At 58.2% G+C, this 19,928-nt stretch carries 35 protein-coding genes and 1 pseudogene; 1 reads left to right on the forward strand and 35 read right to left on the reverse strand.

Annotated features, from left to right (window positions below):
- Positions 1–2: 2 nt before the first annotated feature.
- Positions 3–455, forward strand: a complete 453-nt coding sequence (locus tag JCM10550_RS06375; RefSeq protein WP_157199984.1) for a hypothetical protein — start codon at positions 3–5, stop codon at positions 453–455.
- Positions 456–1,049: 594 nt separating this feature from the next.
- Here the strand turns inward: JCM10550_RS06375 and JCM10550_RS06380 are convergent.
- The 35 genes and pseudogenes from JCM10550_RS06380 to JCM10550_RS06525 form a co-directional block, all read right to left on the reverse strand.
- On the reverse strand, positions 1,050–1,526 hold the full coding sequence (locus tag JCM10550_RS06380) for a hypothetical protein (protein ID WP_062397813.1): 477 nt from the start codon (positions 1,524–1,526) through the stop codon (positions 1,050–1,052).
- Positions 1,513–2,169 carry a hypothetical protein gene (locus JCM10550_RS06385; RefSeq protein WP_062397815.1) on the reverse strand — a complete coding sequence of 219 codons (657 nt, stop codon included), beginning with the start codon at positions 2,167–2,169 and terminating at the stop codon, positions 1,513–1,515. The genes JCM10550_RS06380 and JCM10550_RS06385 overlap by 14 nt, the downstream gene beginning before the upstream one ends.
- A complete protein-coding gene (locus JCM10550_RS24590) occupies positions 2,166–2,759 on the reverse strand; it encodes a hypothetical protein (RefSeq protein ID WP_062397817.1) in 594 nt (197 codons plus the stop codon). Before JCM10550_RS24590 ends, JCM10550_RS06385 begins: the two co-directional genes overlap by 4 nt.
- Positions 2,713–3,621, reverse strand: coding sequence for a hypothetical protein (locus JCM10550_RS24595; RefSeq protein ID WP_062397819.1), 909 nt, complete (start codon positions 3,619–3,621; stop codon positions 2,713–2,715). Before JCM10550_RS24595 ends, JCM10550_RS24590 begins: the two co-directional genes overlap by 47 nt.
- A 1-nt stretch (position 3,622) precedes the next feature.
- A complete protein-coding gene (locus JCM10550_RS06400; protein WP_062397820.1) occupies positions 3,623–3,961 on the reverse strand; it encodes a BppU family phage baseplate upper protein in 339 nt (112 codons plus the stop codon).
- 15 nt (positions 3,962–3,976) lie between these two features.
- The gene (locus tag JCM10550_RS06405; protein ID WP_062397822.1) at positions 3,977–4,390 is read right to left on the reverse strand and encodes a hypothetical protein; all 414 of its coding nucleotides are present in this window, start codon (positions 4,388–4,390) and stop codon (positions 3,977–3,979) included.
- A gap of 3 nt (positions 4,391–4,393) precedes the next feature.
- Positions 4,394–4,696 (reverse strand): hypothetical protein, encoded by a 303-nt coding sequence (locus JCM10550_RS06410; protein WP_062397824.1) that lies wholly within the window; start codon positions 4,694–4,696, stop codon positions 4,394–4,396.
- 97 nt (positions 4,697–4,793) lie between these two features.
- Positions 4,794–5,732: a reverse transcriptase/maturase family protein gene (locus JCM10550_RS06415; RefSeq protein WP_062397826.1), complete on the reverse strand. Its 939-nt coding sequence runs from the start codon at positions 5,730–5,732 to the stop codon at positions 4,794–4,796.
- A 323-nt stretch (positions 5,733–6,055) separates the two neighbouring features.
- Entirely contained in the window at positions 6,056–6,289 is a 234-nt protein-coding gene (locus tag JCM10550_RS06420; RefSeq protein ID WP_062397828.1) for a hypothetical protein, read from the reverse strand.
- Positions 6,290–6,329: 40 nt separating this feature from the next.
- Entirely contained in the window at positions 6,330–7,088 is a 759-nt protein-coding gene (locus JCM10550_RS06425) for a hypothetical protein (RefSeq protein ID WP_062397830.1), read from the reverse strand.
- 73 nt (positions 7,089–7,161) lie between these two features.
- Positions 7,162–7,827, reverse strand: a complete 666-nt coding sequence (locus tag JCM10550_RS06430) for a hypothetical protein (protein WP_062397832.1) — start codon at positions 7,825–7,827, stop codon at positions 7,162–7,164.
- Positions 7,828–7,916: 89 nt separating this feature from the next.
- Complete coding sequence (locus JCM10550_RS06435) at positions 7,917–8,270, reverse strand: hypothetical protein (RefSeq protein ID WP_062397833.1); 354 nt, start codon at positions 8,268–8,270, stop codon at positions 7,917–7,919.
- 2 nt (positions 8,271–8,272) lie between these two features.
- Positions 8,273–9,163, reverse strand: coding sequence for a phage distal tail protein (locus JCM10550_RS06440; RefSeq protein ID WP_062397835.1), 891 nt, complete (start codon positions 9,161–9,163; stop codon positions 8,273–8,275).
- Between the two features lie 232 nt (positions 9,164–9,395).
- Entirely contained in the window at positions 9,396–10,568 is a 1,173-nt protein-coding gene (locus JCM10550_RS06445; protein ID WP_062397837.1) for a hypothetical protein, read from the reverse strand.
- On the reverse strand, positions 10,565–11,860 hold the full coding sequence (locus JCM10550_RS06450) for a phage tail tape measure protein (protein ID WP_062397839.1): 1,296 nt from the start codon (positions 11,858–11,860) through the stop codon (positions 10,565–10,567). Before JCM10550_RS06450 ends, JCM10550_RS06445 begins: the two co-directional genes overlap by 4 nt.
- Complete coding sequence (locus tag JCM10550_RS06455) at positions 11,860–12,096, reverse strand: hypothetical protein (RefSeq protein WP_062397840.1); 237 nt, start codon at positions 12,094–12,096, stop codon at positions 11,860–11,862. Before JCM10550_RS06455 ends, JCM10550_RS06450 begins: the two co-directional genes overlap by 1 nt.
- Positions 12,093–12,449 (reverse strand): hypothetical protein, encoded by a 357-nt coding sequence (locus JCM10550_RS06460; protein WP_062397842.1) that lies wholly within the window; start codon positions 12,447–12,449, stop codon positions 12,093–12,095. The genes JCM10550_RS06455 and JCM10550_RS06460 overlap by 4 nt, the downstream gene beginning before the upstream one ends.
- Positions 12,450–12,541: 92 nt before the next feature.
- Positions 12,542–12,688, reverse strand: coding sequence for a hypothetical protein (locus JCM10550_RS20505; protein ID WP_157199986.1), 147 nt, complete (start codon positions 12,686–12,688; stop codon positions 12,542–12,544).
- A complete protein-coding gene (locus tag JCM10550_RS06465) occupies positions 12,679–12,921 on the reverse strand; it encodes a hypothetical protein (protein ID WP_062397844.1) in 243 nt (80 codons plus the stop codon). Before JCM10550_RS06465 ends, JCM10550_RS20505 begins: the two co-directional genes overlap by 10 nt.
- Positions 12,922–13,037: 116 nt before the next feature.
- The gene (locus JCM10550_RS06470) at positions 13,038–13,430 is read right to left on the reverse strand and encodes a DUF3168 domain-containing protein (RefSeq protein WP_062397846.1); all 393 of its coding nucleotides are present in this window, start codon (positions 13,428–13,430) and stop codon (positions 13,038–13,040) included.
- The gene (locus JCM10550_RS19580) at positions 13,372–13,650 is read right to left on the reverse strand and encodes a hypothetical protein (protein ID WP_172673788.1); all 279 of its coding nucleotides are present in this window, start codon (positions 13,648–13,650) and stop codon (positions 13,372–13,374) included. Before JCM10550_RS19580 ends, JCM10550_RS06470 begins: the two co-directional genes overlap by 59 nt.
- On the reverse strand, positions 13,647–13,859 hold the full coding sequence (locus JCM10550_RS06475) for a hypothetical protein (protein ID WP_062397849.1): 213 nt from the start codon (positions 13,857–13,859) through the stop codon (positions 13,647–13,649). The genes JCM10550_RS19580 and JCM10550_RS06475 overlap by 4 nt, the downstream gene beginning before the upstream one ends.
- The gene (locus JCM10550_RS06480) at positions 13,856–14,101 is read right to left on the reverse strand and encodes a hypothetical protein (protein WP_062397853.1); all 246 of its coding nucleotides are present in this window, start codon (positions 14,099–14,101) and stop codon (positions 13,856–13,858) included. Before JCM10550_RS06480 ends, JCM10550_RS06475 begins: the two co-directional genes overlap by 4 nt.
- Positions 14,098–14,799, reverse strand: coding sequence for a head-tail adaptor protein (locus JCM10550_RS06485; RefSeq protein WP_062397855.1), 702 nt, complete (start codon positions 14,797–14,799; stop codon positions 14,098–14,100). Before JCM10550_RS06485 ends, JCM10550_RS06480 begins: the two co-directional genes overlap by 4 nt.
- Positions 14,796–14,972, reverse strand: coding sequence for a hypothetical protein (locus JCM10550_RS18320; RefSeq protein ID WP_157199988.1), 177 nt, complete (start codon positions 14,970–14,972; stop codon positions 14,796–14,798). Before JCM10550_RS18320 ends, JCM10550_RS06485 begins: the two co-directional genes overlap by 4 nt.
- Positions 14,973–15,003: 31 nt before the next feature.
- Positions 15,004–15,507 (reverse strand): hypothetical protein, encoded by a 504-nt coding sequence (locus JCM10550_RS06490; RefSeq protein ID WP_172673789.1) that lies wholly within the window; start codon positions 15,505–15,507, stop codon positions 15,004–15,006.
- A gap of 17 nt (positions 15,508–15,524) precedes the next feature.
- Positions 15,525–16,145: a hypothetical protein gene (locus tag JCM10550_RS06495; RefSeq protein ID WP_062397859.1), complete on the reverse strand. Its 621-nt coding sequence runs from the start codon at positions 16,143–16,145 to the stop codon at positions 15,525–15,527.
- A complete protein-coding gene (locus tag JCM10550_RS06500) occupies positions 16,138–16,542 on the reverse strand; it encodes a DUF2190 family protein (RefSeq protein ID WP_281175298.1) in 405 nt (134 codons plus the stop codon). The genes JCM10550_RS06495 and JCM10550_RS06500 overlap by 8 nt, the downstream gene beginning before the upstream one ends.
- Before the next feature lie 210 nt (positions 16,543–16,752).
- Positions 16,753–17,166, reverse strand: a complete 414-nt coding sequence (locus JCM10550_RS19585; protein ID WP_172673790.1) for a hypothetical protein — start codon at positions 17,164–17,166, stop codon at positions 16,753–16,755.
- Complete coding sequence (locus JCM10550_RS19590) at positions 17,163–17,669, reverse strand: hypothetical protein (RefSeq protein WP_172673791.1); 507 nt, start codon at positions 17,667–17,669, stop codon at positions 17,163–17,165. Before JCM10550_RS19590 ends, JCM10550_RS19585 begins: the two co-directional genes overlap by 4 nt.
- Positions 17,666–17,995: pseudogene (locus tag JCM10550_RS06510) on the reverse strand (phage minor head protein); the annotation flags it as partial. The gene JCM10550_RS19590 and the pseudogene JCM10550_RS06510, both read right to left, overlap by 4 nt.
- A gap of 143 nt (positions 17,996–18,138) precedes the next feature.
- The gene (locus tag JCM10550_RS06515) at positions 18,139–18,474 is read right to left on the reverse strand and encodes a hypothetical protein (RefSeq protein ID WP_062397868.1); all 336 of its coding nucleotides are present in this window, start codon (positions 18,472–18,474) and stop codon (positions 18,139–18,141) included.
- On the reverse strand, positions 18,471–18,641 hold the full coding sequence (locus tag JCM10550_RS18325; protein ID WP_157199989.1) for a hypothetical protein: 171 nt from the start codon (positions 18,639–18,641) through the stop codon (positions 18,471–18,473). Before JCM10550_RS18325 ends, JCM10550_RS06515 begins: the two co-directional genes overlap by 4 nt.
- Positions 18,613–19,389, reverse strand: a complete 777-nt coding sequence (locus JCM10550_RS06520) for a hypothetical protein (RefSeq protein WP_062397869.1) — start codon at positions 19,387–19,389, stop codon at positions 18,613–18,615. The genes JCM10550_RS18325 and JCM10550_RS06520 overlap by 29 nt, the downstream gene beginning before the upstream one ends.
- 40 nt (positions 19,390–19,429) lie before the next feature.
- A complete protein-coding gene (locus JCM10550_RS06525; protein WP_157199990.1) occupies positions 19,430–19,921 on the reverse strand; it encodes a hypothetical protein in 492 nt (163 codons plus the stop codon).
- Positions 19,922–19,928: the final 7 nt, after the last annotated feature.

Genomic DNA, 19,928 nt, shown 5'->3' on the forward strand with positions numbered 1-19,928 from the left:
AGATGACCACCAAACAGATGGAAGAATCAGCAATATTATCGATACTGATCATTGGTTCAACGTCCCTCATCCTGCCGTTCACCCTATATGCACTTGAGGTGGGCGTTACCGTTAATCTCGCAATCATCGCCTACATCACAGGACTGCTCGTGGGCATGGCAATTATGCTGATCGCCCGTTGGATAGCTCGCAGATCAAAACGAAATCGGATGGGAGAAATGAATGATGGGAATGGAGCGAAATCACCATCAGATAAGAGTTTGAATCATTCAAAACAGTGGATTGTTGTCATCACCATTCTTGCTATCGCTGTTGCAATGGTCTATCCCGTTCATCTCTACGCTCCGGATGCAAAAGCCCTTTTCATTCCTCTGATTTACTGGATGGGAGTCATTCTCGGAACTTCTCTGATGTGGCACGTCGTCAGGATTTCAACAGATTCATCCGATCACTGAACATTTTTCGAACGAACGGATGTATTCTGATTTTTCAGCTCCGTTGTATTCCTTCCATTTTTGTCTGCCTGATTCCGTTCGCGGCAGACTTCGCCGGTGAATAACGCTGTGACTCCGGAACCGTGAGCAGGAAAAAACGTTCCGTTCTGAACAATGAAGATATAAAAACGAGTGCGCCGACCGGGACTCTAGACAAAATGTCTAAGTCCCTAAATGCGCAAAAATACCCCCCCTGTGTGTGTCTCGGAAAATATATTGTGTCTCACTCATATCTTTCATCATGAACCGTATGATGCTTTTTACCCTGGCAGGCGTGGTCCTCCTCTGTGTAGGGTCTGCCGGGTGCCTCTCGTCTGCGACAGGGTCAGCCGACCCAGATTCACCCCCCCTATGAGCATGGTGATCTGCTACTCGCTCCGGATGGTAGCATGGCATTTGTAGAGACATACTCTGAGATAGACGGATATTATCTTCTCCCAGTGTTGAGTATGGATTTCATGGATCAGTCGTTTGAGACAGGAGGGCTCGGAATTTGGGGGGGTTCCCGAGAGGAGACAGAAGCTTATTTCCAAAAATGGGTGAGGGGGGGCTGATCTACGCTGCGACAAACTCGTCGGGCATTTGGCAGTGTACCTCCATGTTGTCGATGTGTGCAGGTCCATATTCATCGTATCCACAAGTTACTACAAAGTCAAGATCCCATCCGCCCTGCACCGTACAAATTTCCGAAAAATTATAGATCGTTAGTTGCGTGTTGACGGTATGAGTGATCAAGACATCATCCCCCCCATGCTTGATAGACAGGGTGAGGGGGGGCATACTCTTCTCTGTAGCCAAGTCGGCCTTGATCCGGACCACCGAACCCTCACATAGAGAGGGTGGAACAGTGAGTGTCGTGATGGTGCAGGGGGGGGCCGCGGGCAAAAGCCCAGAATCCCCCCCGATATCAAGTTTGAGGTTTTCCGTCGCGTCCACCGAACGGAAGTTGCCCGCATCCAGCCTTCCGACGTTTGAGATACTGTGCTCCTGCCAGTCCTTGTCCTCATCGATGTTGACATCAGAGATCCCCAAACGAGGCCACCTCCTGATCCACATACTCTTTCGTCGCCGCATCTGCGTCATCAGTCGGTGCACCCAGCCCGGTGATCTTGTTGTCAGCCATCGCAAGGTCTTCCACCACAGTCAGCGAGTCAGAGCGGACATAGACCGGGTTTGCCTCCCCCCCACAGAGAGTCATGCTCGCACGCTCATCAGTGATGTTCGCTGTCAGGACCGATGTCGCACCGGCAGCGACTGCAATCTGTCCCAGGGACAGTTCCCAGGTCTCAACAGTCTGCGTGAGCGTTGGTGCAGCAGGTGCAGGTGCAGCAGTGCCCTGTTTCACCACGATGTCAACAGAGCGGCCCGGCGTGGCGTTCAGCCGGATCACCACCCGATCGATCCGAGGATTGGTCGCATCAGCATCAGGTACTGTGAGCGTCAGGGCCGCATCGTTCACCACAAAACGGCCCTGTACCATCGCCGAGCCAGTCCCGACCTGTACTGTCATCGCAGGCGGATCTGTCACCGCGACCGCCAGCTCATTCCCTTCCCCCCCATGCACGATGCCGTCCCGCAGAAACTTCGCGAAAATGCTGCAGAGCAGGGCGGCCGAGTATTCCCGGTCCGGGTTGGCCGGATCCGAGACGTCAAAGATACCATATGTCAGTGTCATGTTCTCTCCTGTGTTTTGTTCGCTTTTCTGAGCAGACTGATCAGATCAGGCCACTCCTTCCCGAGTCCGAGCACGATCGTGCCGTCGGGATATGTTTCTGTCACAGAGACGATCCGGGCCTGCATCGAGCAGACCCCCCCCGGATACTCCACGCTGATGATATCCCCGATATCAAAGTCTGTGCGGTACCGATACATGGGTGTAGAGATATATTCCACCTCCAGCAGCGTGATCTCCTCCTTCTCAGCCAGGACCTCCTCCCCCCCACGAGCAGTCAGTTCGTCTGTCGTCGCACAGTCACGTGCATCGACATACTCTTCTCGCCGACCCCATCCTGTTGCAGTCCCGACCGTCTGGATGGTGCGGGCCGCTTCCTCTCCCTGCCCGGCCACAATCGCAGTGGTAGGGGGGGCATCAGAGAGGCAGGCCCGATACCCAGCGATCAGGCAGTTGCCGAGCCGAGGGGGGGAGAGCAGGATCGAGGTCGTCCGGTCCGTGCCCACCTGGGCATCGAACGTGAATCCCCCAGCGTCAAAGTCATAGTCAACAGACCATCCGAGCCCCGATTGCAGAGCGCAGGACTCCAGCACATCGGGCAGACCCTGAAACCGGGCCCGACCTCAACGGTCGTGCCTCGCCCCCCCTGGTCATAAGCTGCAAGAGACAGTCCAGAGATCTGCCGGATCGCATCGGTTGGTTGATCGCGTTGACATCAACATAGTGCCGCATAGCAGTCTCTCCTGCCACCGCCAGCTGCTCATCATACCCAGTGCCGGTGCTCACCCCCCCATGCAGACAGATCCTGTTCTGGAGTATAGCCCCGAGACTCCGGCCGGTCACTGTCCAGCTCTCAGACACCTCACCCTCATCGGTCAGCTGTATCTCCATGCTCTCGATGATCCCGATCAGGTGATCTCCCTGACGCGGCAAAGATATGAACCGCCCCCCCTCCTGGAGAGCATCCGCTCCCGTAGCATACCGGGGGATCACCGCCTGCCATGACCCGGGAGATCTCCACCGTCGGGTCCACTCGATCGCTTCATAGGCATCGATGACCGCCAGCAGCACGAGAGTGCTCCCCGACCGTTCATACACCCGGAGCGGTTCGGGTAGGACATCCTCGGCCTCCGGAGCCGGGCCGATGTCCATCTGGAAATATCCAGAGGCAGGCAGCGTCGTGGACGACCCGTCCCCCCAGGTGATCCCGAGCCGGATGTTGTAGATGCCGGGGGGGTGCACAGTATCTGCAGCGAAAAACTCACAGAGCAGCGTGCCGGCGGTAGGGTCATCTACTTCCAGAGACCGTCGGATCTCCCATCCTGAATACCGGGCATGGAAGGCCGAGAGCACGGCCGTCGCACCGGCGAGAGGTACCGGGTTCCCGGACCGTGTCAGTGTCAGCTGATAGGTGGGCCATGTGCCGGCCTGCTCGATCGTGATATCGGCTGTCATGTCAGATCAACGAGTCCTCGATCACCAGTTGATACTGTCCGGACGTCGGCAGGATCAGGATCCCCCCGTCGCCGAAGGTCACGACAATCTCAGCCTTGCAGTCTGCTGCTGCATCGAACGCACTGGCGTCATGAGTATACTGACACAGGCCCTCTGCAGCGTCCAGTATCTCCAGTTCCTGATCGATGATCGTCTCCCTTGTCAACCGGTCGGCAGCGACCAGCCGCACTGTAGCGCCTGCCAGAGGCAGAGGGGGGGTGTCTGGGCTGTCAGGACGATACAGGGTGGTAGTGTAGTTTGGCAGGGTCCCGCCTCGCTTAAACTGTATGTCTGGCGTCATACCGGATACACCTCCTCAAACGCCACCGAGACTCCGGACGATACGTCTGGGACTGCATAGGCACTCCCTGCCAGATATCCCCCCTGCAGCACACACTGCAGCAGGACGGTCAGCAGCAGAGAGAGGATCCCGCACAGCAGCGAGCGTAGCCTCAGGTCCGGACACCGCACCCATACGAGACTGCAGTGTACCGGGACAGGTAAACCGGGCCATCCCAAACCGCCGCATCCCTGGCACCAGATACGAAGGGTCTGCAGTCATGTATGCAGAGGCATCAATGACTCCGGAGACCGGCACGGTGATCGCAGCGTCACGGATACCCGTAAACGTACGGACTGCATCGATGGTGGCTCCCTCACTCTCGACTTCCACGGGCCGGGACTGCAGTGTCCCTATGGCAGAAAAACTGGAGAGGGTGAACCGTCGCATGGCTCACACCCCCCCGGCTGCCTGTGCGTAGTCCATGATCTCGGGCTGTGCAGATGTCAGGTATGACAGCCCCCCCTCAGTAGTGAGGACCTGCCGGGATCCCTGCCGGGACAGATATACCGGTGACGGCAGTGCCCACCAGATCACCTCTTCCTGATACTCATACTCGTCGTGTGTGCCGGACTCCTCGTCTGTGATCTCCACGGTGTGGATATCCCAGCGGCAGAGGAGTCTGACGGATCCGTTCTTTATCACATCGATGCCGAGTGTTTCAGGCTCGATGGTGCTTCTAACCAGTTTGGACATGATATGCCTCCTTTTTGTGATGCGTGTTCGACAGCGGTTCTCAGCGCAGGGTTTTCATAGAGATACTTCTGCGCCAGGTTGTATGCGTCACAGTGCTTCAGCCAGCCATAATATGCTCCTGCCGAGCCCAGCACGCATCGGTGCTCATGGTTTGGTAGTTCTTCTCGATCTCCCGGACCTTCTTTTTGAACCGCCGGGCAGATGATTTCCGTAACAGAGTGTGTGTCCGAAAACAGCGATACCCCAGAAAGTCAATGCCGCAGCGATCGACCGGGAAGATACAGGTCTTCTGGTTCAGGGTTAGTCCGAGCGGTGTTAGATACTCCGCGATTTCATTGCGGATTTCCTTCAGTCGACCCCGGTCACTGTGCAGGATCACTCCGTCGTCACAGTACCGGATGAAATACTTCATCCCCAGATCCTCTTTGATCCAGTGGTCAAACGGTGTCAGATAGAGGTTGCTGAAGTACTGGCTCAGGTAGTTGCCGATAGGAACTCCTCTGTCAGGATTGCTGAAGATAACATCTTTCAGGAGCCACAGCACGTCAGGATCCTTGACTGTCCGCTGCACGATCTCATAGAGTTTGTCGGGCAGAATAGACGGGTAGTACTTCGTGATGTCAAACTTCAGACAGTACCGGGTATGGTCCGCGTCCTGCAGGAACTTCCTAAGCCGGTATGATCCGGCGTGCAGTCCCTTTCCGGGTATCGCAGAGTAGAGATCAAATATGAACTGCTTGTCCCAGATCGGCTGCATGACCTGCATGACAGCATGGTGCACGATCCGGTCAGGGTAGTAGGGCAGCTTATAGATCACTCGCTGCTTGGGTTCGTAAATCGTTTTGGTGCGGTACGGGGAGGTTGTGAACGTCCTGTCAATGAGTGCCTGCCTGAGAGGTAACAGATACTGTTCTGGGTCCGCGTCCACCATCTGAACAGCCTGGTAATGCGTCTTACCTTTGCGGGCGTTCTGGTGTGCAAGTTGCAGGTTCTCCATAGAGACCAGCGTCGAAAACAGATTGCCGCGGCGTTTCATGCAGACCCCCGCAGCCCTACCAACAGAGGAGAGCGCTCCACTCGTCCTGAGGTACTAACACCCCCCCTCTGTGGATCGGTTGTGTGTTTGACCCTGCCAAAGACAGGATTCTGGCCTGCGCGCTGTTCAGGGCCACTCAGGCGGGACCTGAGCTCGAGGTGGGTGGAGATATTGCGATTGGAATTCGACGGAGTGTTATTCGCATTCCGGTAACCGGGACCTGCATTCGTCCCATTGTTCCAATTGCCCCCTGCTAGCAGGAAACAAAACCAGCACCCACAGAATCGCGCACGAGCCAGTGACATATTAGATCTCATCCTCCTTCAAGTTAATGTGTAATAACGGTTGATTTTCCGAATCGTCGCCACAAACGGGAGATTTGCCTCATACTTTCTCAGCTGATCGGCGATCACCTGAGAACCCGTAAAAAAGACATGCCGCTCATCCTCGTGTTCAAACTGAACCGTCGTGTAGTCAGCATTCTCTTTGTACTTGCTCCGGCCCGTTTTGAACCCAAGGATCAGGATGTCCTTGTTGAGTATTGCATTGATACTCACCTTCTCACCGTCCAGGGGTTTTTCCTCCTCGGTGGCAAACTCAGAAAATTTGGGATACGTTAGGCCACACCCCCCCCTTGTGGGCAGAACTCGAGGCGGGCGGAGATAAAGCGACTGGAAGACGACGGAGCGTAATACGCAGTCCGGTAACCGGGACCCGCATACGTCCCATAGTTCCAACTGCCCCCCCCGCCAGCAGGATTCTTCCATCTCCCGTAGGCGCGTACCAATAATCGCATAATCCCGTGCTGCTGGAACCTGCTGCTGCAGAGGGGAGGAATGCAAGTCCTTCAAGATCACCATGCTGCAGACCTGAGATGTACCCGTTTGACAGTGACACTACTCCGGTGACCGTCTCATATGACCCTGCTGCAAGGGTGCCAGCAAGAGTCCCAAGGCCATCTCTTCTGATGACTCGTACCTCTCCATCTGCATCGAGGTTTGCTCCGATCACAAACTTCCATGTGTTGCTGTATTTGTTCTCTTCTCCTCTGTAGCAGACCGGTGTCTGTCCGTCAGTACCAGAACCAACACCAGTCCCATTCTCTGCCAGCAAGGCATCAATACCATCTGCACCAGTGAGTTTTCCAGCATACCCCTCTCCGCTTGCCAGATCGACAATCCCCTTTCCGAGAGCTGTCTGGATGTCAAACGTCCCATACTCGATATACATCAGCAGCTGGTCAGCGCAGTATCCCCAGAACGACTCGCACCCGAAACCCGGTGCGATATTGCCCGCGTATGTCTCAGCGTCATCAATCGTGAATCGGCCCGCATTGGGAAGGTCTGGATACGACACCTCTCCTGTGATGGGTGTCTGCCCAGTGGCACTACCCAGCTTGAACGTAGACCCGTCGAGATATCCATAAGCCTCATATGCCCCCAGTATGCATTGTCGGTGAGGCAGCACCACCGTTGCGCATATACCAGTATGGGTGAAGCGTGAATCCTTTGGCCGGCCGGGGGGGCGACACCCAGAATCGGGCCAGATCAGTACCGTCGTCAAACTCGGTCTTGGCATAATATGCCTGTTTTCTCACGAGCACATCGCCTAGGGCTCCTGTGAGAGTAAGGCCGTCTCCACGTGCGTTGGCCCCATATGAGATCAGGCCTGTGGACCTGTCACGCACACAGCGCCACCGCGTGCCAAAGACTGCATGCTTGTCGAAGAAGGTGGTGTCAACCGATTCCAGCTCAGTCCCCCCCGCTGCATCGATACGGGTGAGAGTGGGTGACGTTGATGCAGTGTCCCACTCTACCCCCCCAATGATCGGTGAGTTGAGCTGTGCCAGGAAGTCCACCTGACTCTGTACAGCAGAAGAGCGCTGCTGCAGGGAGGTCACATCATACGCAGCGATGCCCCGGAACGCATATGTCCCGATCGCCCAGGTGGTGCTGGGCGTCCCTATGAGCGTTGAGACCCCGGTCAGGTTGTTGCCGTCCTTCCCGGTGTACCGGAACTCCCCCCCGGACACAGAGCCTGACAGACAGACAATGTTCGGTGCATCAGGGAGCTTGGTTGCGTCCACCACTGACATGGTGGTGCCCCCCCGGTGGTATACTCTGCAGAGAGAGTGGTGTATGGGGGGGATCCTACCTGTGCTGGGTATACGTCAGGCAGGGCCATTCACACCACCGCCGGCAGGGTAATAGTGAGCACCACGGCCCCCTCGTCGCCCGCAAGAGCGAGCAGGAGTGGCTCCACACTCTCAGCAGCTGAGAGAGGGTCCCCCCCCGTGGCTGCCTCGTACAGGACAACCTTTTCGATCTGGCAGGGGGGGAGTGACACGTCGGCCCCCCCTGTGATCGGGAGGCTGAAGGTCATGGGTGTCACGTTCTCTGCTGATGTGCGATACGATGCCAGGGCGAACCTGGCACAGACTGCCGTGCTGTCGGCGGTCTGTAGTTCTGCGTAGGTCTCGATCACCGGTTTGCGTTCCCGGAGCATCTCATACCCTTCGGTTGTAAAGTTGACAGTCATGGTTAGACTCCTGTGTAGCGGGATGCATACTCAAGCGTCACCGCTGCACTCCCGCTGGTTGCAGAATAGGTGATCACGTTTTCGCCCGGCTGGAGTTGCCAGAACGTGCTTGCTGCTGACAGATACTGCATGGCATTGGTCTGCGACCCGTCTACTGCCTGGAGACGGCAGATCAGATCTCCATATGCAGTATTGATGATGACAGACTCCCCCCCGGACTCGACGGTCATGGTCAGGGCGATCTGTTCGCCGGTCGTCAGGTTCTCGACAACCGGGTTGGTGCACGGCCCGGGGGGGATGGTCAGTGCTACAGGGGGGGCGTCAATATCTCCTGCGTTGGTCACTGACATGGTCGACCCCCCCTGCGCCGCGAAGTGAGCCGGGAAGTAGGCCGGGAATGCAAGACCTCCCGTCAGACCTGCAAGCGTCTGGGACAGGGCATCGGCATCTGTCCAGCATGGGTCTGGAGCCTGCAAATCGACGGTCACTTCCTGCCATGTGTCGCCCTGTGAGGATCCTGCAAGGAAGGACGGAGACCCCGAGAGGGCCACGCACCAGAGGGCATACTGGGTGCCGTCCTCCTGTGTCCAGATCAATCGGCCTGGACCATACCAGGGATTGAATGCGGCCGCTATTCTCCGCCGCTTCTGCTCAAGTGCAGTGCGATTCTCAGCCAGTGCCAGGAACCGGATCATGAGCTCACGGGGCGACAGGCGCACCCGCTGCAGGGTCACACCGTCCTGATAGGCTCCCCCCCGCTGTGTCTGCACCTCATTGTCCGTCCCGCCGAACCCATCAGATGTAAGGTAGCGCAGGGTCGGGACAGGATAGGCCGTGCAGGGGTCTGCGATGAGTAATTCATCTCCGTTGGCAGCCTGCCATGTTAGGATCATCCTACCACCCCCCCCGTGTGCCAATGTTCCGGAGTGTGCGTTTTGTGGAGTTCATCATGGTGGCTGCATCAGCTGCAGGGGGGGAGTTCACCACAAGATCCCCCCCTTCAATGACCACCCCCCCGATGAGGACGAGGGCCCTGACAGGGCGGGCTGAGTGGCCTGTGTCTCAGCGCTGGCAAGAGGGTTTGAGAAGGTTGGAATCTGTATCGCCACATCTGGATGTTAGGAGTCACAGATACAACTGCTCCATTCTCGTCGTAGACTGTGGGATCACATACTGGACCGCTGGATTATCTCGGTAGAACTGTACGAGGGTAGACCAGTTGTCTGCAAGTGTCGAGTTTGTTACTTGATCCAGTGCGAGCACTGCGGCGTCGTAGTTCTCCTGTGCTGCTTCCCGTGCGGTGTAGGCATCTTCCAGTGCTGCAGTCTCGTCGTCGATCTCCTTCTGCAGTTCTGTGAGCCGGTTCTGAGCGGATGCGATACTCTCTCCGTTGAGCTCATCTTCCAGGGCGGTCTTCTCTGCAAGCAGATCCGAAGACTGTTGCTGTGCATCGGCGTAGGCATCCTCTGCGTCTGCGACGTTGAGGAGCGCTGAACGATAGTCGAGATTGAGATCTGTGAGTTTATCCTGCAGTTCTGCCCGTTCATCATAGTCAGCTGTGACCAGGGCACGTTCGACCGCAGCCTTCTCTGCCTCGATATCAGCAAGGTCTCTCCGGGCCTGTTCAAGGCGGATATCGGCCCGCTCCACAGAGCGGTTCTGGTCGTCGATATCCTCATCGATTCCAAGAGCCCGGTTGATGGTGTCCTCGAGGGCGTCATACTCCTTCTGCAAGGCAGAGACAGACTTCCGGTGCTCTTCATAGGCGTCATCAGCCTGTCTGAGGGCATCCTCTGCGACATCGGCGTATTTATCCAAGGCATAGGCGGCATCATAGACCTGCCCCCTCGTTATCATACATGGTGGCAATGAACTCCCCCTGCCACCCAGGTACATCCATCCATCCCCCTCAGTGAAACCCTGTGTCATCATGTGGGCATACTGTTCGTTGTCTGCGAGCTCACGAACCTCATCGGCTGCCTTGTGCATCTGGTCGGCATAGTCTTTGAGCTCATCCGTGGTCATGTCAGTTGTCTTGCCGAAATGCTCCTGGGCATAGTCAAGGGCCTCTGTAGACTCCTTGGTCTCATCATATGCTGTCTTGAGAGCATAGGCTGCCACACCCACCGCAGCAAGACCGACACCCAGTGCAGCAGTGGTCGCAAGAGACGCCATAGCCGCAGCGTCACGGGCCTTGAGGGCCGCGATCTCTGCCTGTATGGCAGGGATCGTCTTTGTGGTGATCTGCTTTGCCAATTTCTGATACTCATTGTAAGCATCATCAGCAAGGGAGATCATCTTTCCCCCCCGACGATGAGGGTAGGCCCTGCTGCTGCAGCAAGCATTCCTGTGGTGACAACCAGCTGCTGTGTCCCTTCGTCGAGGTCGTCGAGCCAGTTTGCGAGGTCTGCAACCCCCCCGTCAATTGCCGGCATCAATGCATCTGCGACAAGGTCCCCCCCGATCGTGATGGAGGCCCCCCCTTCCACAGCTGACTTCATCTGTCTAAGCGATCCACCGGCTCCACCTTCCATGGTCTCAGCCATCTTCTGGGCGGCGCCGTCACAGTCATTGAGGGCGTCCGTGTAGTCCTCGATGGCCCCCCCGCCACCTTCTGCGATGAGTGCCAGCATACCGGGCCCGGCACGATCTCCGAATAGTGTCATGGCGTCCCCCCCGGTGGAGAGACCTGCTGCAGCTAGTGTGTCGAGGATCTCTGCGAGTGACCGGGTGGCCGGGTCAACTTCTTCTGCGGTGAGGCCATACTTGGCAAGGACCTCTGTCACCTGGTCGGTAGGTGCAAGGAGCTGTGACATAGCACCACGTAGGGCAGTGCCTGCCATAGAGCCCTGGATACCAGCGTTGGACATGATCTCGATCGCGGCCGTGGTCTCCTCGATGGAGAGCCCGGCGGACGATGCAACCGGCCCGACATAGGTCATGGCTTCACCCAGCTGTTCAATGCTGGTGTTCGATGAGCTGGCAGCCTCTGCGAGGATGTCAGATACGTGCCCCAGGTCCTCAACCTCAAGCCGGAACCCGCTCATCACATTCGTTGCGATGTCGGCAGAGGTGCCCAAGTCCATCGCGCCGGCGGATGCAAGAGAGAGCATCTGTGGTGTTGCCTCAAGGATCTCGTTGGTATCGAGTCCGGCCTTCCCGAGATACATCATCGCCTGAGCTGCTTGTGAGGCTGTGAACGCGGTAGAAGATCCCAGGTCAAGGGCAGTCTCCCGGAGCCTGTCAAACTCCTCTGCTGTGGCGCATGTGGCTGCCTGCACCTGTCGCATTGAATCATCGAAATCAACTGCGGTCGAAAGTGCCAGGGCCCCCCCGGTCGCGAGGAGTGGAGTGGTCACCGCGAGTGAGAGGGTCTTGCCAGTTGCCGTCATCTTTGCGCCGACGGCCTCCCAGTTCTTCTGGGACTGCTGCAGCTGCTTGTCTGTTGCTTCAAGGGCGGCCTGTGCCCGGTCAAAGGCCTCCACCGCACCGGAACTATCTCCGGTGATGTTGACAGCCATCCCTGCGACAACGTCGGCGCCGCTCAGATCGATGCCGCTGAGTGCTCCTCCGGATGCTCCGAGACCCATTATACCCTCCTGATCCTATCGCCATAGCGACGCTCAATCGCGTCCACGTCCGGCCCGTCGTTCTCTACCATCTCTGTATCCTCCGGATGCTGTATCCTGATGTGTCCGTCCATCTCGAGGGCGTATTCGTGGTACATCATGACCTGCCCCCCCAGGGAGAGCTCCCTGAGGATGTAGTCATGTGTCCATCCATAGGTGCATGCGAGCCGGGCGGCGATGCGCCCGAGCTCAGTCACCCGTTTTTTGTTGTGTCGTCCTTGTCGGTGCGTGTGCCCTTCCAGGCAGTCGCGGCAAGCCGTTCAAACACCAGTGCGCAGAATGCATCGACAGAGGGGGGGAGGGTGCAGTTGTTCTGCATCCATTCTTTGCCGACCTGCGGGTGCTGCGGGGGGGCGCACACTGCTGCAGCGATGGTGAGCAGGGTGTCATAACTGATCTTGTCTCCTGCCGACCGGTCACCCATCAGAGAGAGGATCTGCAGGTGCACACCTGCCGGGATGAGGGAGACATCTACCTCGACGATCTCCTCCCAGCTGCCCAGCCGGGCAGTGACCCGCTCAGGGATTGCTGTCGAAAAGTCCCGGATCATCTACACACCTCAGGCCGCCGGGGGGGTGGTCGGGGGGGCCTGCATGTCGGTGATCGAGAACAGCTGTTCCCCCCCAGCATCCTCAGTGAGGTCTACCTCTCCGGTGATCTCAAGCGGCACTGCAGCGGTCGTGAGTTCTCCGTCTGCTCCGAATGCCTGCTCCAGCCTTTGGTGATCTGAGCCTTCTTGACCGCGACGACGTAGGTCTTGCTGGCTGCATTGGTGTTTGTCAGCTGCACCTTGATATATCCGACATCACTCTTGCCCCCCCGGTCGAAAAGGTGTCCGTGCCGGCGACAGCAGAGTATGTGTCAATACCACCCCCCCGGAGCAGGTTGAGGCCCGACAGGGTGGGCTCCTGCCAGTCGCCGGTGATCACGACGGCCTGTTTATTCACCCGCTTGATCGGCGGGGCGTTGTCGGGTTCAATACTCGCAAACTCAATAGACTCCACGAGCTTTGTGTTCTTCATCGCACCGAGGTCAGTGTAGCTGGGGGGGTGTCGGAGTATGCCGCCACCTCAAACTTCACCGAGCCAAGCCGAATCGCGTCTTCGTCCTGAATTGTGGTCTGGTATCCCATAATGGATCATTCCTGGTAATATACCCGGAAATCGACCGGCACGATATACGTCCCGGTGACTTCGTCGTAGTCGTCATGCTGACCGCTGAAAAAACAGCGACTGATGCGGATGTCGCCGTGCACCCCGTAATACTGATGTAGAGCCTTACGGACTGCTTTTGCGAGGGCTGCTGCACCTGTAGAGGACTCTGCATAGCAGGTGTATTGCACCCGTGGAGAGGCGACTGCCGTTACTGCATCCTCAGGCCGGCTGATCATCTGAAAGGTAATCGCCGGGAGGGTTGGATCCTGTGGGAGGTGCATCCGGTAGATGCGGGTGCCTACAAGACCTGCGACAGTCTCATTTGCCACGAGCACACTGCGCAGGGCAGTGAGGACATCGGCCGTACCGTCTGCCATCACTGCACCCCCCCTGTAGGACAAGCTGCCGCATCGCGGCCCGGATCTCTTCCCGGACCTCATCGACATTCTCGTCGACGGCCGGCCTGAGATGTGGCTGTGCTTCCTGGTTGTAGTACCTGCCGAGCACATCCCGGCCGACGAACCCAAACTCGAGGCGTTTGCCCTGGGGAGCGTTGGTGCCCACCCGGACCACACAGTGGCGTGTGCCACGACTCACCGTTTCCTTGTCGAAGGATCTGCGATAATCCCCCCCGGTGATGTAGGGCGTTTTGCCCCCCCCTTGTTTTTTGTCGTCCGAACCTCGTTGAGGACAATATCCGCCCCACTCTTAGTGGCGAGCTCAAGGTTTTTGGACTGGACAGACTGTCTGCCGCGGTTGAACATCGTCCGGAGGTCTGAGCTCCCTGAAGAGTCGATGCTCATCATCGCAGACACCCCACAAAGGTTGCCAGACAGGCTACCAGCAGGGAGACCAGGCTGGCAATCCCTGTGACAATCACTCCGTCTCTCCCAAGCCACCGGCTCTGCTGATTCTCGATGGCCCGGATCCTGCGTTCATGGTCGTCGTCGCACTTCTGCTGCCCTTCTATTGCCTTGCATATCCACTCGGTGCGCTCATCGATGCGCTGGAGGAGTTTGGCATCAGGGGCCTGTGAGTCAGGCGTCATCGCACCACCTCACAAAGGAGTGTGGTCATCACGTCGAGAGTCTGCTCTACGAGCAGGATGTCATAGGCGACTCCACTCACAACGGCCCGGTCCTTCTCGGTCATGTCCGTGTAGCTGCCCTGCAGGGCGATGCTGTGCGTCGCGATCACATAGGTGCGGTCACTGGTCTTGACCTCCTTGCCGCCGGTTGGCATGCAGGAGCAGGAGACATCCTCGTGGGGTGTCGTCCAGGTCTGGGAGACCTCTCCGTTGTCGTCCACGGTCTCTGTGTATCGCTGGATAGTGCAGGTCGACGGGAACTGCGGGCCGAGGTTGGCCATCAGGCGGGCGTCAAAGACACTCATCACCTCAGCCCCCCCAAGTATCCGGCCGGAACTGCGGCAGCCTCCGGCAATGGCAGTGATGGCGATACCGTCATCTGCTTGCCGCCTGAGGCTCTCTGCCTGCAGGTGCAGTGCCTCTGCGACCGCCTTGCCGTTTGTCGTCAGTCCGTTTGCGCTGATGTACTTCAGGATCAGGATCTGAGACGAGGCAATCTGGTCGAGGGCCTGTGCCGCTGCGAGCCGGTAGTCATTCCCGTTCATTGACAGGAATGCAGCGATCTCCTCATCGGTGAAGATCTGTTTGCTGTCGTCCTTGTCTGTGCAGAGGAGCCGGACCTTTCCCGCCGTTGTCGTCGGGTCGTAGGTAAATGTCATTTGATTTCCTCTTTGATGGTCCTGAGTCCGTCCTTCTTCTGAGGTGCATCTGACAGGGCTGTCCGGATACCTCTGAGTTCGTTGATCATCTCTGCCTGCTGGTCGATGATGTCCAGCATCAGCTCTTCCTCTGTTGTCTTAGGGGTTGGCCGGTATTTCGTCCTGTCAGTCATCTGATCACCCCCCCGGAAAAAAGAGAGAAGATCAGGCTGCCGCCACAGTGCCGTTTGATCCGACTGCGTAGCGGTAGTCGAGCTGAGTGGCACCGACAGCGTGCTTGACCTTGTACTGGACAGAGTCCGAGTCGAAGTTTACTACATCGTAGCCGCCGCCATCGGTGCGGATGGCGTCCATTGCCTTCATGTAGACTCCTGGCTGTTCTGCTCCACGGAGCTTCGCGACAGCTGCTGCGCCGCGCCCCCCCTCGTCCGGGTCTGCCATCAGGAACCATGACGTGGTTGAGTTTGAGGATGACATGACGGTCGGAGCATAGGGCAGGACGACCAGCTTCAGGTTGCTGAATGGGTTCTGGCTGACCGTCTTGCTCTTGCCGGCGGTGGTCTCGATCTGGGTGGCATTGAGGATCTCCATCGCGGTGACCTTGAGTGCAGGTACGACTGCGAGGACTGCAGGCTCGTTGTAGATCGGTTCGCTGCCCGCATCGGTCATGGTTGCCATGGCGGCGGTCGCTTCCTTGAGTCCCTGCACGGAGAGTGCACGGGTGATCAGGTTGCCCTGGTCAGATGTGAAGAGGGTGCCGTTCGGCCCGGCAGTTCCAGCGATCTGGGTGGTTGCGAGGTATTCCTCTGTGCGGCGGGCCCCTCTGCCAGGCGGCTGGGGGGGAGGTCCAGGAACGCACCGAGGTTGTCGTTCTGGATCGTCTCTTCGGTGAGTTCCATGATGCGACCATAGACGTCCACACTCACAGTGTACTTGCCTTCGGAGGCATTGCCTTTCTCGGGCTCGGTATACTCCGGTTTCTTGACCAGTCTGCCGTCGCCACCATTGAGGTAGTCGAGTTCGAGTTCCCGGAAGTCGTTGACGAGCACCTTGCGGGCCCAGCTCTCCCAGGTGACCGGGGTCTCCGTGTAGTTTGCAAGGAGCTGGTTCTGCATATTGGCTGCCATCAGGTACGGGAAGTCAGAGGATGACATGGCCTCGCGGAACTCTCTGACGCTGTATCTCCCCCCCTCGCGGAGCTTGTTCGTGAAGACCTGTGCCTGTGCGAGTTTGTGTGCATACTCGGAGGTCATTGCTTCGGATGCTACCCTGCGGCCGCCAAATTCTTTTCTCGCGTCAAAGCGGGATGCGTCCATGGTTTTGATGTGGTTCAGAAAATCAGACATCTCTTGTTACCTCCTTATGTTGCTGCTGCCTCCTGGGCGGCAATCTGGTCCGGGTGATATACCTGATCGTTGCGGTCTCACCATCAGCGACTGCTTCCATTGCAGCACCAAAGAGACGGCCACTGGCTGCTGTGTTGTTGAGCATCTGTGCAGCGTCATGGAAGTAGATTAGATCTCCAATCGCGATGCCTCCCGTCTCACTGTCCTTGACGGAAAACTCCGCCTCAAAGGGGCCAAAGTCGACAGAAGTGTATCCGTCGGTGTCCTCATCTGTGATTGCAATCCCGGTGCGCCCCCCCCAGACGAACAGGGTCCCCCCCACTGTCTGGTTCTGCAGGGTAGGAACATGCGACGCTGAGCCGCTGTCCTGGCTTGTGGGTGATGTTGTCTGGCATATCAGATCACTCTCCGTGCGGCAGCCTCTGCTGCCTCTTTTGTCATGCCGCCGGCAATGTATGCCTCGGCGAGTTCGGCCCGTGCCTTCTCGGCATCGTTACCGGTAGTCTGCCCCCCCATGCCCTCGACACGGCCGGCGCCGGCAACCTGTGCGAGGTATTCGGCCTCGGTCTTGATCGTCTGCTCGATGGTGGCAGCGAATGCCGCCTCATCAAGCTTGCCCTCTTTGACAGGGGGGGGCCTTTGCGAGAGACTCGACGATCCGGGCCTTGGTGATGGCAGGGACCTGTGCGTCTTTCACCTTGCTCTCGACGAAGGTCTTTGCCTCGATGATGAGTTGTGCCTCCCGGAGGCGGGCGTTCTCGGTGGTGAGGGCCTCGACTGCCTTCTGGGCTTCTGTGAGTTTGTTCCGCTGTGCTGCTGCCTCTGCCTTGCGGCTGGCATCGTTGTCATACTCCTGCCGGAGGGCCTCGACAATGTCGGGGTGGTCGCTCCGGAGGGATTCGATTGTGAGCTTGTCAGTCATGATATGCGTACCTGCTTCTCTCTGTTCTCTGGTTGGTTCTGGTGGGCGTGCGCTCCGGAACGCCTCGGCGATGGCGCCGCCACGTCCGGGCACGGTCACGAAGTCAACGCTCCGGGCCTCTTCGATTGAGGTGATGATCTCTCCATGTCGTCCATCGACCTCTCCCTCTTCCGAGATCCCCCAGACATAGTGGGAGATCCCGATGTGAGGACCCATCTCTGTGACTGCGGTGCGGTATGCCTCAAAGACACGTCCTCTGGTATAGAGGCCAGGTCCTTTTGGCCCGTCGTCCTGCCAGCGGGCGTCTTCTGTGAAGACTGCTGCAAGGTCCCGGAGAGACCGTTCGGGCCGGTCGCGTTCTTCGCTGCGGGACGGATGATCCAGTACATGTGAAGCCCGGCGTGGTAGACCCCCCCATTCTGAGCTGCCTCCTTGAGGACCTCGGGGGGGCTGTAGTAGCCGGACGAACCCCCCCATCCGGGGGGGTTGATGATCAGGATCGGGATTGTCCCGTCTTTATCCACCTTCGATTCTATGAGCGGGATGATCTCCGCTCGGAACTCTGTCATTGTCGTTGTCACACTGTTCACCACCTCTGTCATGCCTTCTTCCTCCGGTACTTTACGGTGCACCTGCACCCGGGGGGGAACCTCGGGGGGGCGTGCATGTGTCCTGAAGGGAACGGAGCATCGATATCGATCCACCCGGCGTCGCTGTTCGCGAGGCAGCCGTCAGAGACTCTCTTGTCTCCGACATCGCTCCAGGCCATCTCCATCGGGAGGCCATTGTCGTTCAGCTCCTTTGCAGTGAGCCGGCTGCCCTCTTCGTATGCCTCGGCCGCCTCGGTGACGGCGATCAGGTGCGCCCGGGTCTGGATATGGGCCTGCGGTTTGCCCACGCCGAACTCGGCATACTTCTTCCGGATCTCTGCTGCGGTCTTGTTGTAGCCCCAGCTTGTCCATACCCGTCGTTACGATGCGCCGGATTTCTTTGCGGGTAGTGGCGTCGATATTGGTGACTGCCTCTGCTCCGTGTTCTTCGAGATACGCGATTGCCTTCGGGTGTTTGAGGTCAAACGCCCCCCCCTACACAGAGCTCAGCAGACTGCCGCCTTGCAGCTGCTGAGAGGGCTATACCTCCTGCAGTCAGGATAGGTTCTGTGAAATTCACCTTTGTTGACACATACGCATCCTCAAGGGCGGACTCAACCTCCGAGAGTGTCGCTGCCGGTTCCTCTGCCTCGCGGAAGTACCGGTCATAGACGGTGAAGAACTCTGTCTGGTGTCTCCAGAATGCGGCCCGCATATCGCTCTCAAGCTGGCGCTCGATGAGGGTCAGGGCCGTGTCCTTGTGCAGCTGCCGGGTGGCATCTGCGATCTCACTGAGTATCGCTGCGAGCCGGCTCATGCCTCAACCTCCCGGAGGTATGTCTCCAGCTTGCCGACGACGGTTGCAAGGGTTGAGAGGGCTTCCTGCGTGCCGGGTGTCGGCGAGACGTAGTCGTCCGGGAACCACTCGTCGACCAGGTCGCCGGCGTTGGGCACCTCAAGGGCGTCCAGCAGGAGCCTGGTCAAGGTGTCGACTGGGATGGTTCCTGCAGGGGGTGTAGCCCTTCAGGGTGCCAGCACCGATTAGTGCATCCACCCTCGCCAGCAGGTCGTGCTCCAGGAGCGGCGGGTACTTGATCTCGACCTTGCGACTCATCGGGGTGCTGTCATCTGAGTCTGGGTCGGTTGCGAGCGTGACGATGCGATCCCCCCCATCCTCGTCGGTGTCGATGGTGGCTCCCTGGGCGAGCGGGCCGTTCGGTGCGATGGCTGCCTCGTCGATGACATATCCGAGAATGTTTTGGAGGATAGATTTCCAGAGCGTCTGGCGGGCCAGGAACTGCAGTTCCATCGGGCGCTCCATGCTTTTGGCCGTGGCGAGGTTGCCTGTGCTGGGATCCCCCCCGGTGAGATAGTGCTCATATATGCCTGTCGCAGAACAGACCATGAGCATCAGCCGGCGTGCATCGTCACAGCTGGTGGTGACCCCCCCTGCAGTCTTCATCGGTTCGAGCTTTGCTCCCTCGCCCGAGATGAAGGTGGAGCCGGTCGGCATGGTCTGCTGTGTCTCACCTGTCTTGGCAAACGGGTTTGCAATGAGCGCCTGTAGCTGGGTCTTTGCGGTCGCCACTGCCCCCCCGGTGCCTCCTTTGACAGTGAGCCGGTGGGCAAACTGTGAGAGGGCCTTGACGATCGTCGTCCAGTCCTCCAAGAACTCTTTATATGAGCGGGCCCAGTCACAGGCAGCATAGACCTCAGAGACGCCGAACTGCATGTCATTGAGCCGGTTGACCGCGACATGGTAGATCTTCGCCTCACGAACCGATATGCCACCTATTGTCGCAGGGTGCCCCCCCTACTGGGGGGGAGTATCTCCAGTCCGGATAGTAGGCCTTCTGCTGCCGGGCCTCCGGAGAGCCCGTCTGATGATTGATCACAGTTGAGGTCCATGATCTGAGGTAGTACCACGGGTCTGCAGCATCCTCCGGGTTTGCAATGACAGTCTCGATCTCTGCAAAGGGGGGGATCGTCCGGATCTTGACCATGCCGGTCGACGGGTTGCGAAAGAGGGTGAAGAACAGATTAGCAAAGAGCTGCAGCTCAGACTCAAGCCGCATCTTTGCCTCGATATCGCCGAGGACAGATTCGTTTGTCTTGTCCTCCAGGAACCGCTGCACCACGGCGTCAACGATCGGATGCTCAGCCGGATGGTGACCCCCCCCTGTGCCCAGACATAGGTAGTCTGTGTGACTACAGCGCGGCGGATGAGCGGGTTCTTGAGCCAGTAGACGCGGGCCTGTTTGCACATCATGT

The organism is Methanogenium cariaci JCM 10550 (genome assembly GCF_001315945.1).
GTDB lineage: Archaea > Halobacteriota > Methanomicrobia > Methanomicrobiales > Methanomicrobiaceae > Methanogenium > Methanogenium cariaci.

Coding starts and splice junctions, on each gene's coding strand:
- JCM10550_RS06375 (WP_157199984.1), top strand. CDS start 3: ATGACCACCAAACAGATGGAAGAATCAGCAATATTATCGATACTGATC.
- JCM10550_RS06385 (WP_062397815.1), bottom strand. CDS start 2,169: ATGACACTGACATATGGTATCTTTGACGTCTCGGATCCGGCCAACCCG.
- JCM10550_RS24595 (WP_062397819.1), bottom strand. CDS start 3,621: ATGACAGCCGATATCACGATCGAGCAGGCCGGCACATGGCCCACCTAT.
- JCM10550_RS06400 (WP_062397820.1), bottom strand. CDS start 3,961: ATGACGCCAGACATACAGTTTAAGCGAGGCGGGACCCTGCCAAACTAC.
- JCM10550_RS06405 (WP_062397822.1), bottom strand. CDS start 4,390: ATGCGACGGTTCACCCTCTCCAGTTTTTCTGCCATAGGGACACTGCAG.
- JCM10550_RS06410 (WP_062397824.1), bottom strand. CDS start 4,696: ATGTCCAAACTGGTTAGAAGCACCATCGAGCCTGAAACACTCGGCATC.
- JCM10550_RS06415 (WP_062397826.1), bottom strand. CDS start 5,732: ATGAAACGCCGCGGCAATCTGTTTTCGACGCTGGTCTCTATGGAGAAC.
- JCM10550_RS06430 (WP_062397832.1), bottom strand. CDS start 7,827: ATGTCAGTGGTGGACGCAACCAAGCTCCCTGATGCACCGAACATTGTC.
- JCM10550_RS06435 (WP_062397833.1), bottom strand. CDS start 8,270: ATGACTGTCAACTTTACAACCGAAGGGTATGAGATGCTCCGGGAACGC.
- JCM10550_RS06440 (WP_062397835.1), bottom strand. CDS start 9,163: ATGATCCTAACATGGCAGGCTGCCAACGGAGATGAATTACTCATCGCA.
- JCM10550_RS06445 (WP_062397837.1), bottom strand. CDS start 10,568: ATGATCTCCCTTGCTGATGATGCTTACAATGAGTATCAGAAATTGGCA.
- JCM10550_RS06450 (WP_062397839.1), bottom strand. CDS start 11,860: ATGGGTCTCGGAGCATCCGGAGGAGCACTCAGCGGCATCGATCTGAGC.
- JCM10550_RS06460 (WP_062397842.1), bottom strand. CDS start 12,449: ATGATCCGGGACTTTTCGACAGCAATCCCTGAGCGGGTCACTGCCCGG.
- JCM10550_RS06465 (WP_062397844.1), bottom strand. CDS start 12,921: ATGAAGAACACAAAGCTCGTGGAGTCTATTGAGTTTGCGAGTATTGAA.
- JCM10550_RS06470 (WP_062397846.1), bottom strand. CDS start 13,430: ATGGCAGACGGTACGGCCGATGTCCTCACTGCCCTGCGCAGTGTGCTC.
- JCM10550_RS06475 (WP_062397849.1), bottom strand. CDS start 13,859: ATGATGAGCATCGACTCTTCAGGGAGCTCAGACCTCCGGACGATGTTC.
- JCM10550_RS06480 (WP_062397853.1), bottom strand. CDS start 14,101: ATGACGCCTGACTCACAGGCCCCTGATGCCAAACTCCTCCAGCGCATC.
- JCM10550_RS06485 (WP_062397855.1), bottom strand. CDS start 14,799: ATGACATTTACCTACGACCCGACGACAACGGCGGGAAAGGTCCGGCTC.
- JCM10550_RS18320 (WP_157199988.1), bottom strand. CDS start 14,972: ATGACTGACAGGACGAAATACCGGCCAACCCCTAAGACAACAGAGGAA.
- JCM10550_RS06495 (WP_062397859.1), bottom strand. CDS start 16,145: ATGTCTGATTTTCTGAACCACATCAAAACCATGGACGCATCCCGCTTT.
- JCM10550_RS19590 (WP_172673791.1), bottom strand. CDS start 17,669: ATGACAGAGGTGGTGAACAGTGTGACAACGACAATGACAGAGTTCCGA.
- JCM10550_RS06515 (WP_062397868.1), bottom strand. CDS start 18,474: ATGAGCCGGCTCGCAGCGATACTCAGTGAGATCGCAGATGCCACCCGG.
- JCM10550_RS06520 (WP_062397869.1), bottom strand. CDS start 19,389: ATGCAGTTCGGCGTCTCTGAGGTCTATGCTGCCTGTGACTGGGCCCGC.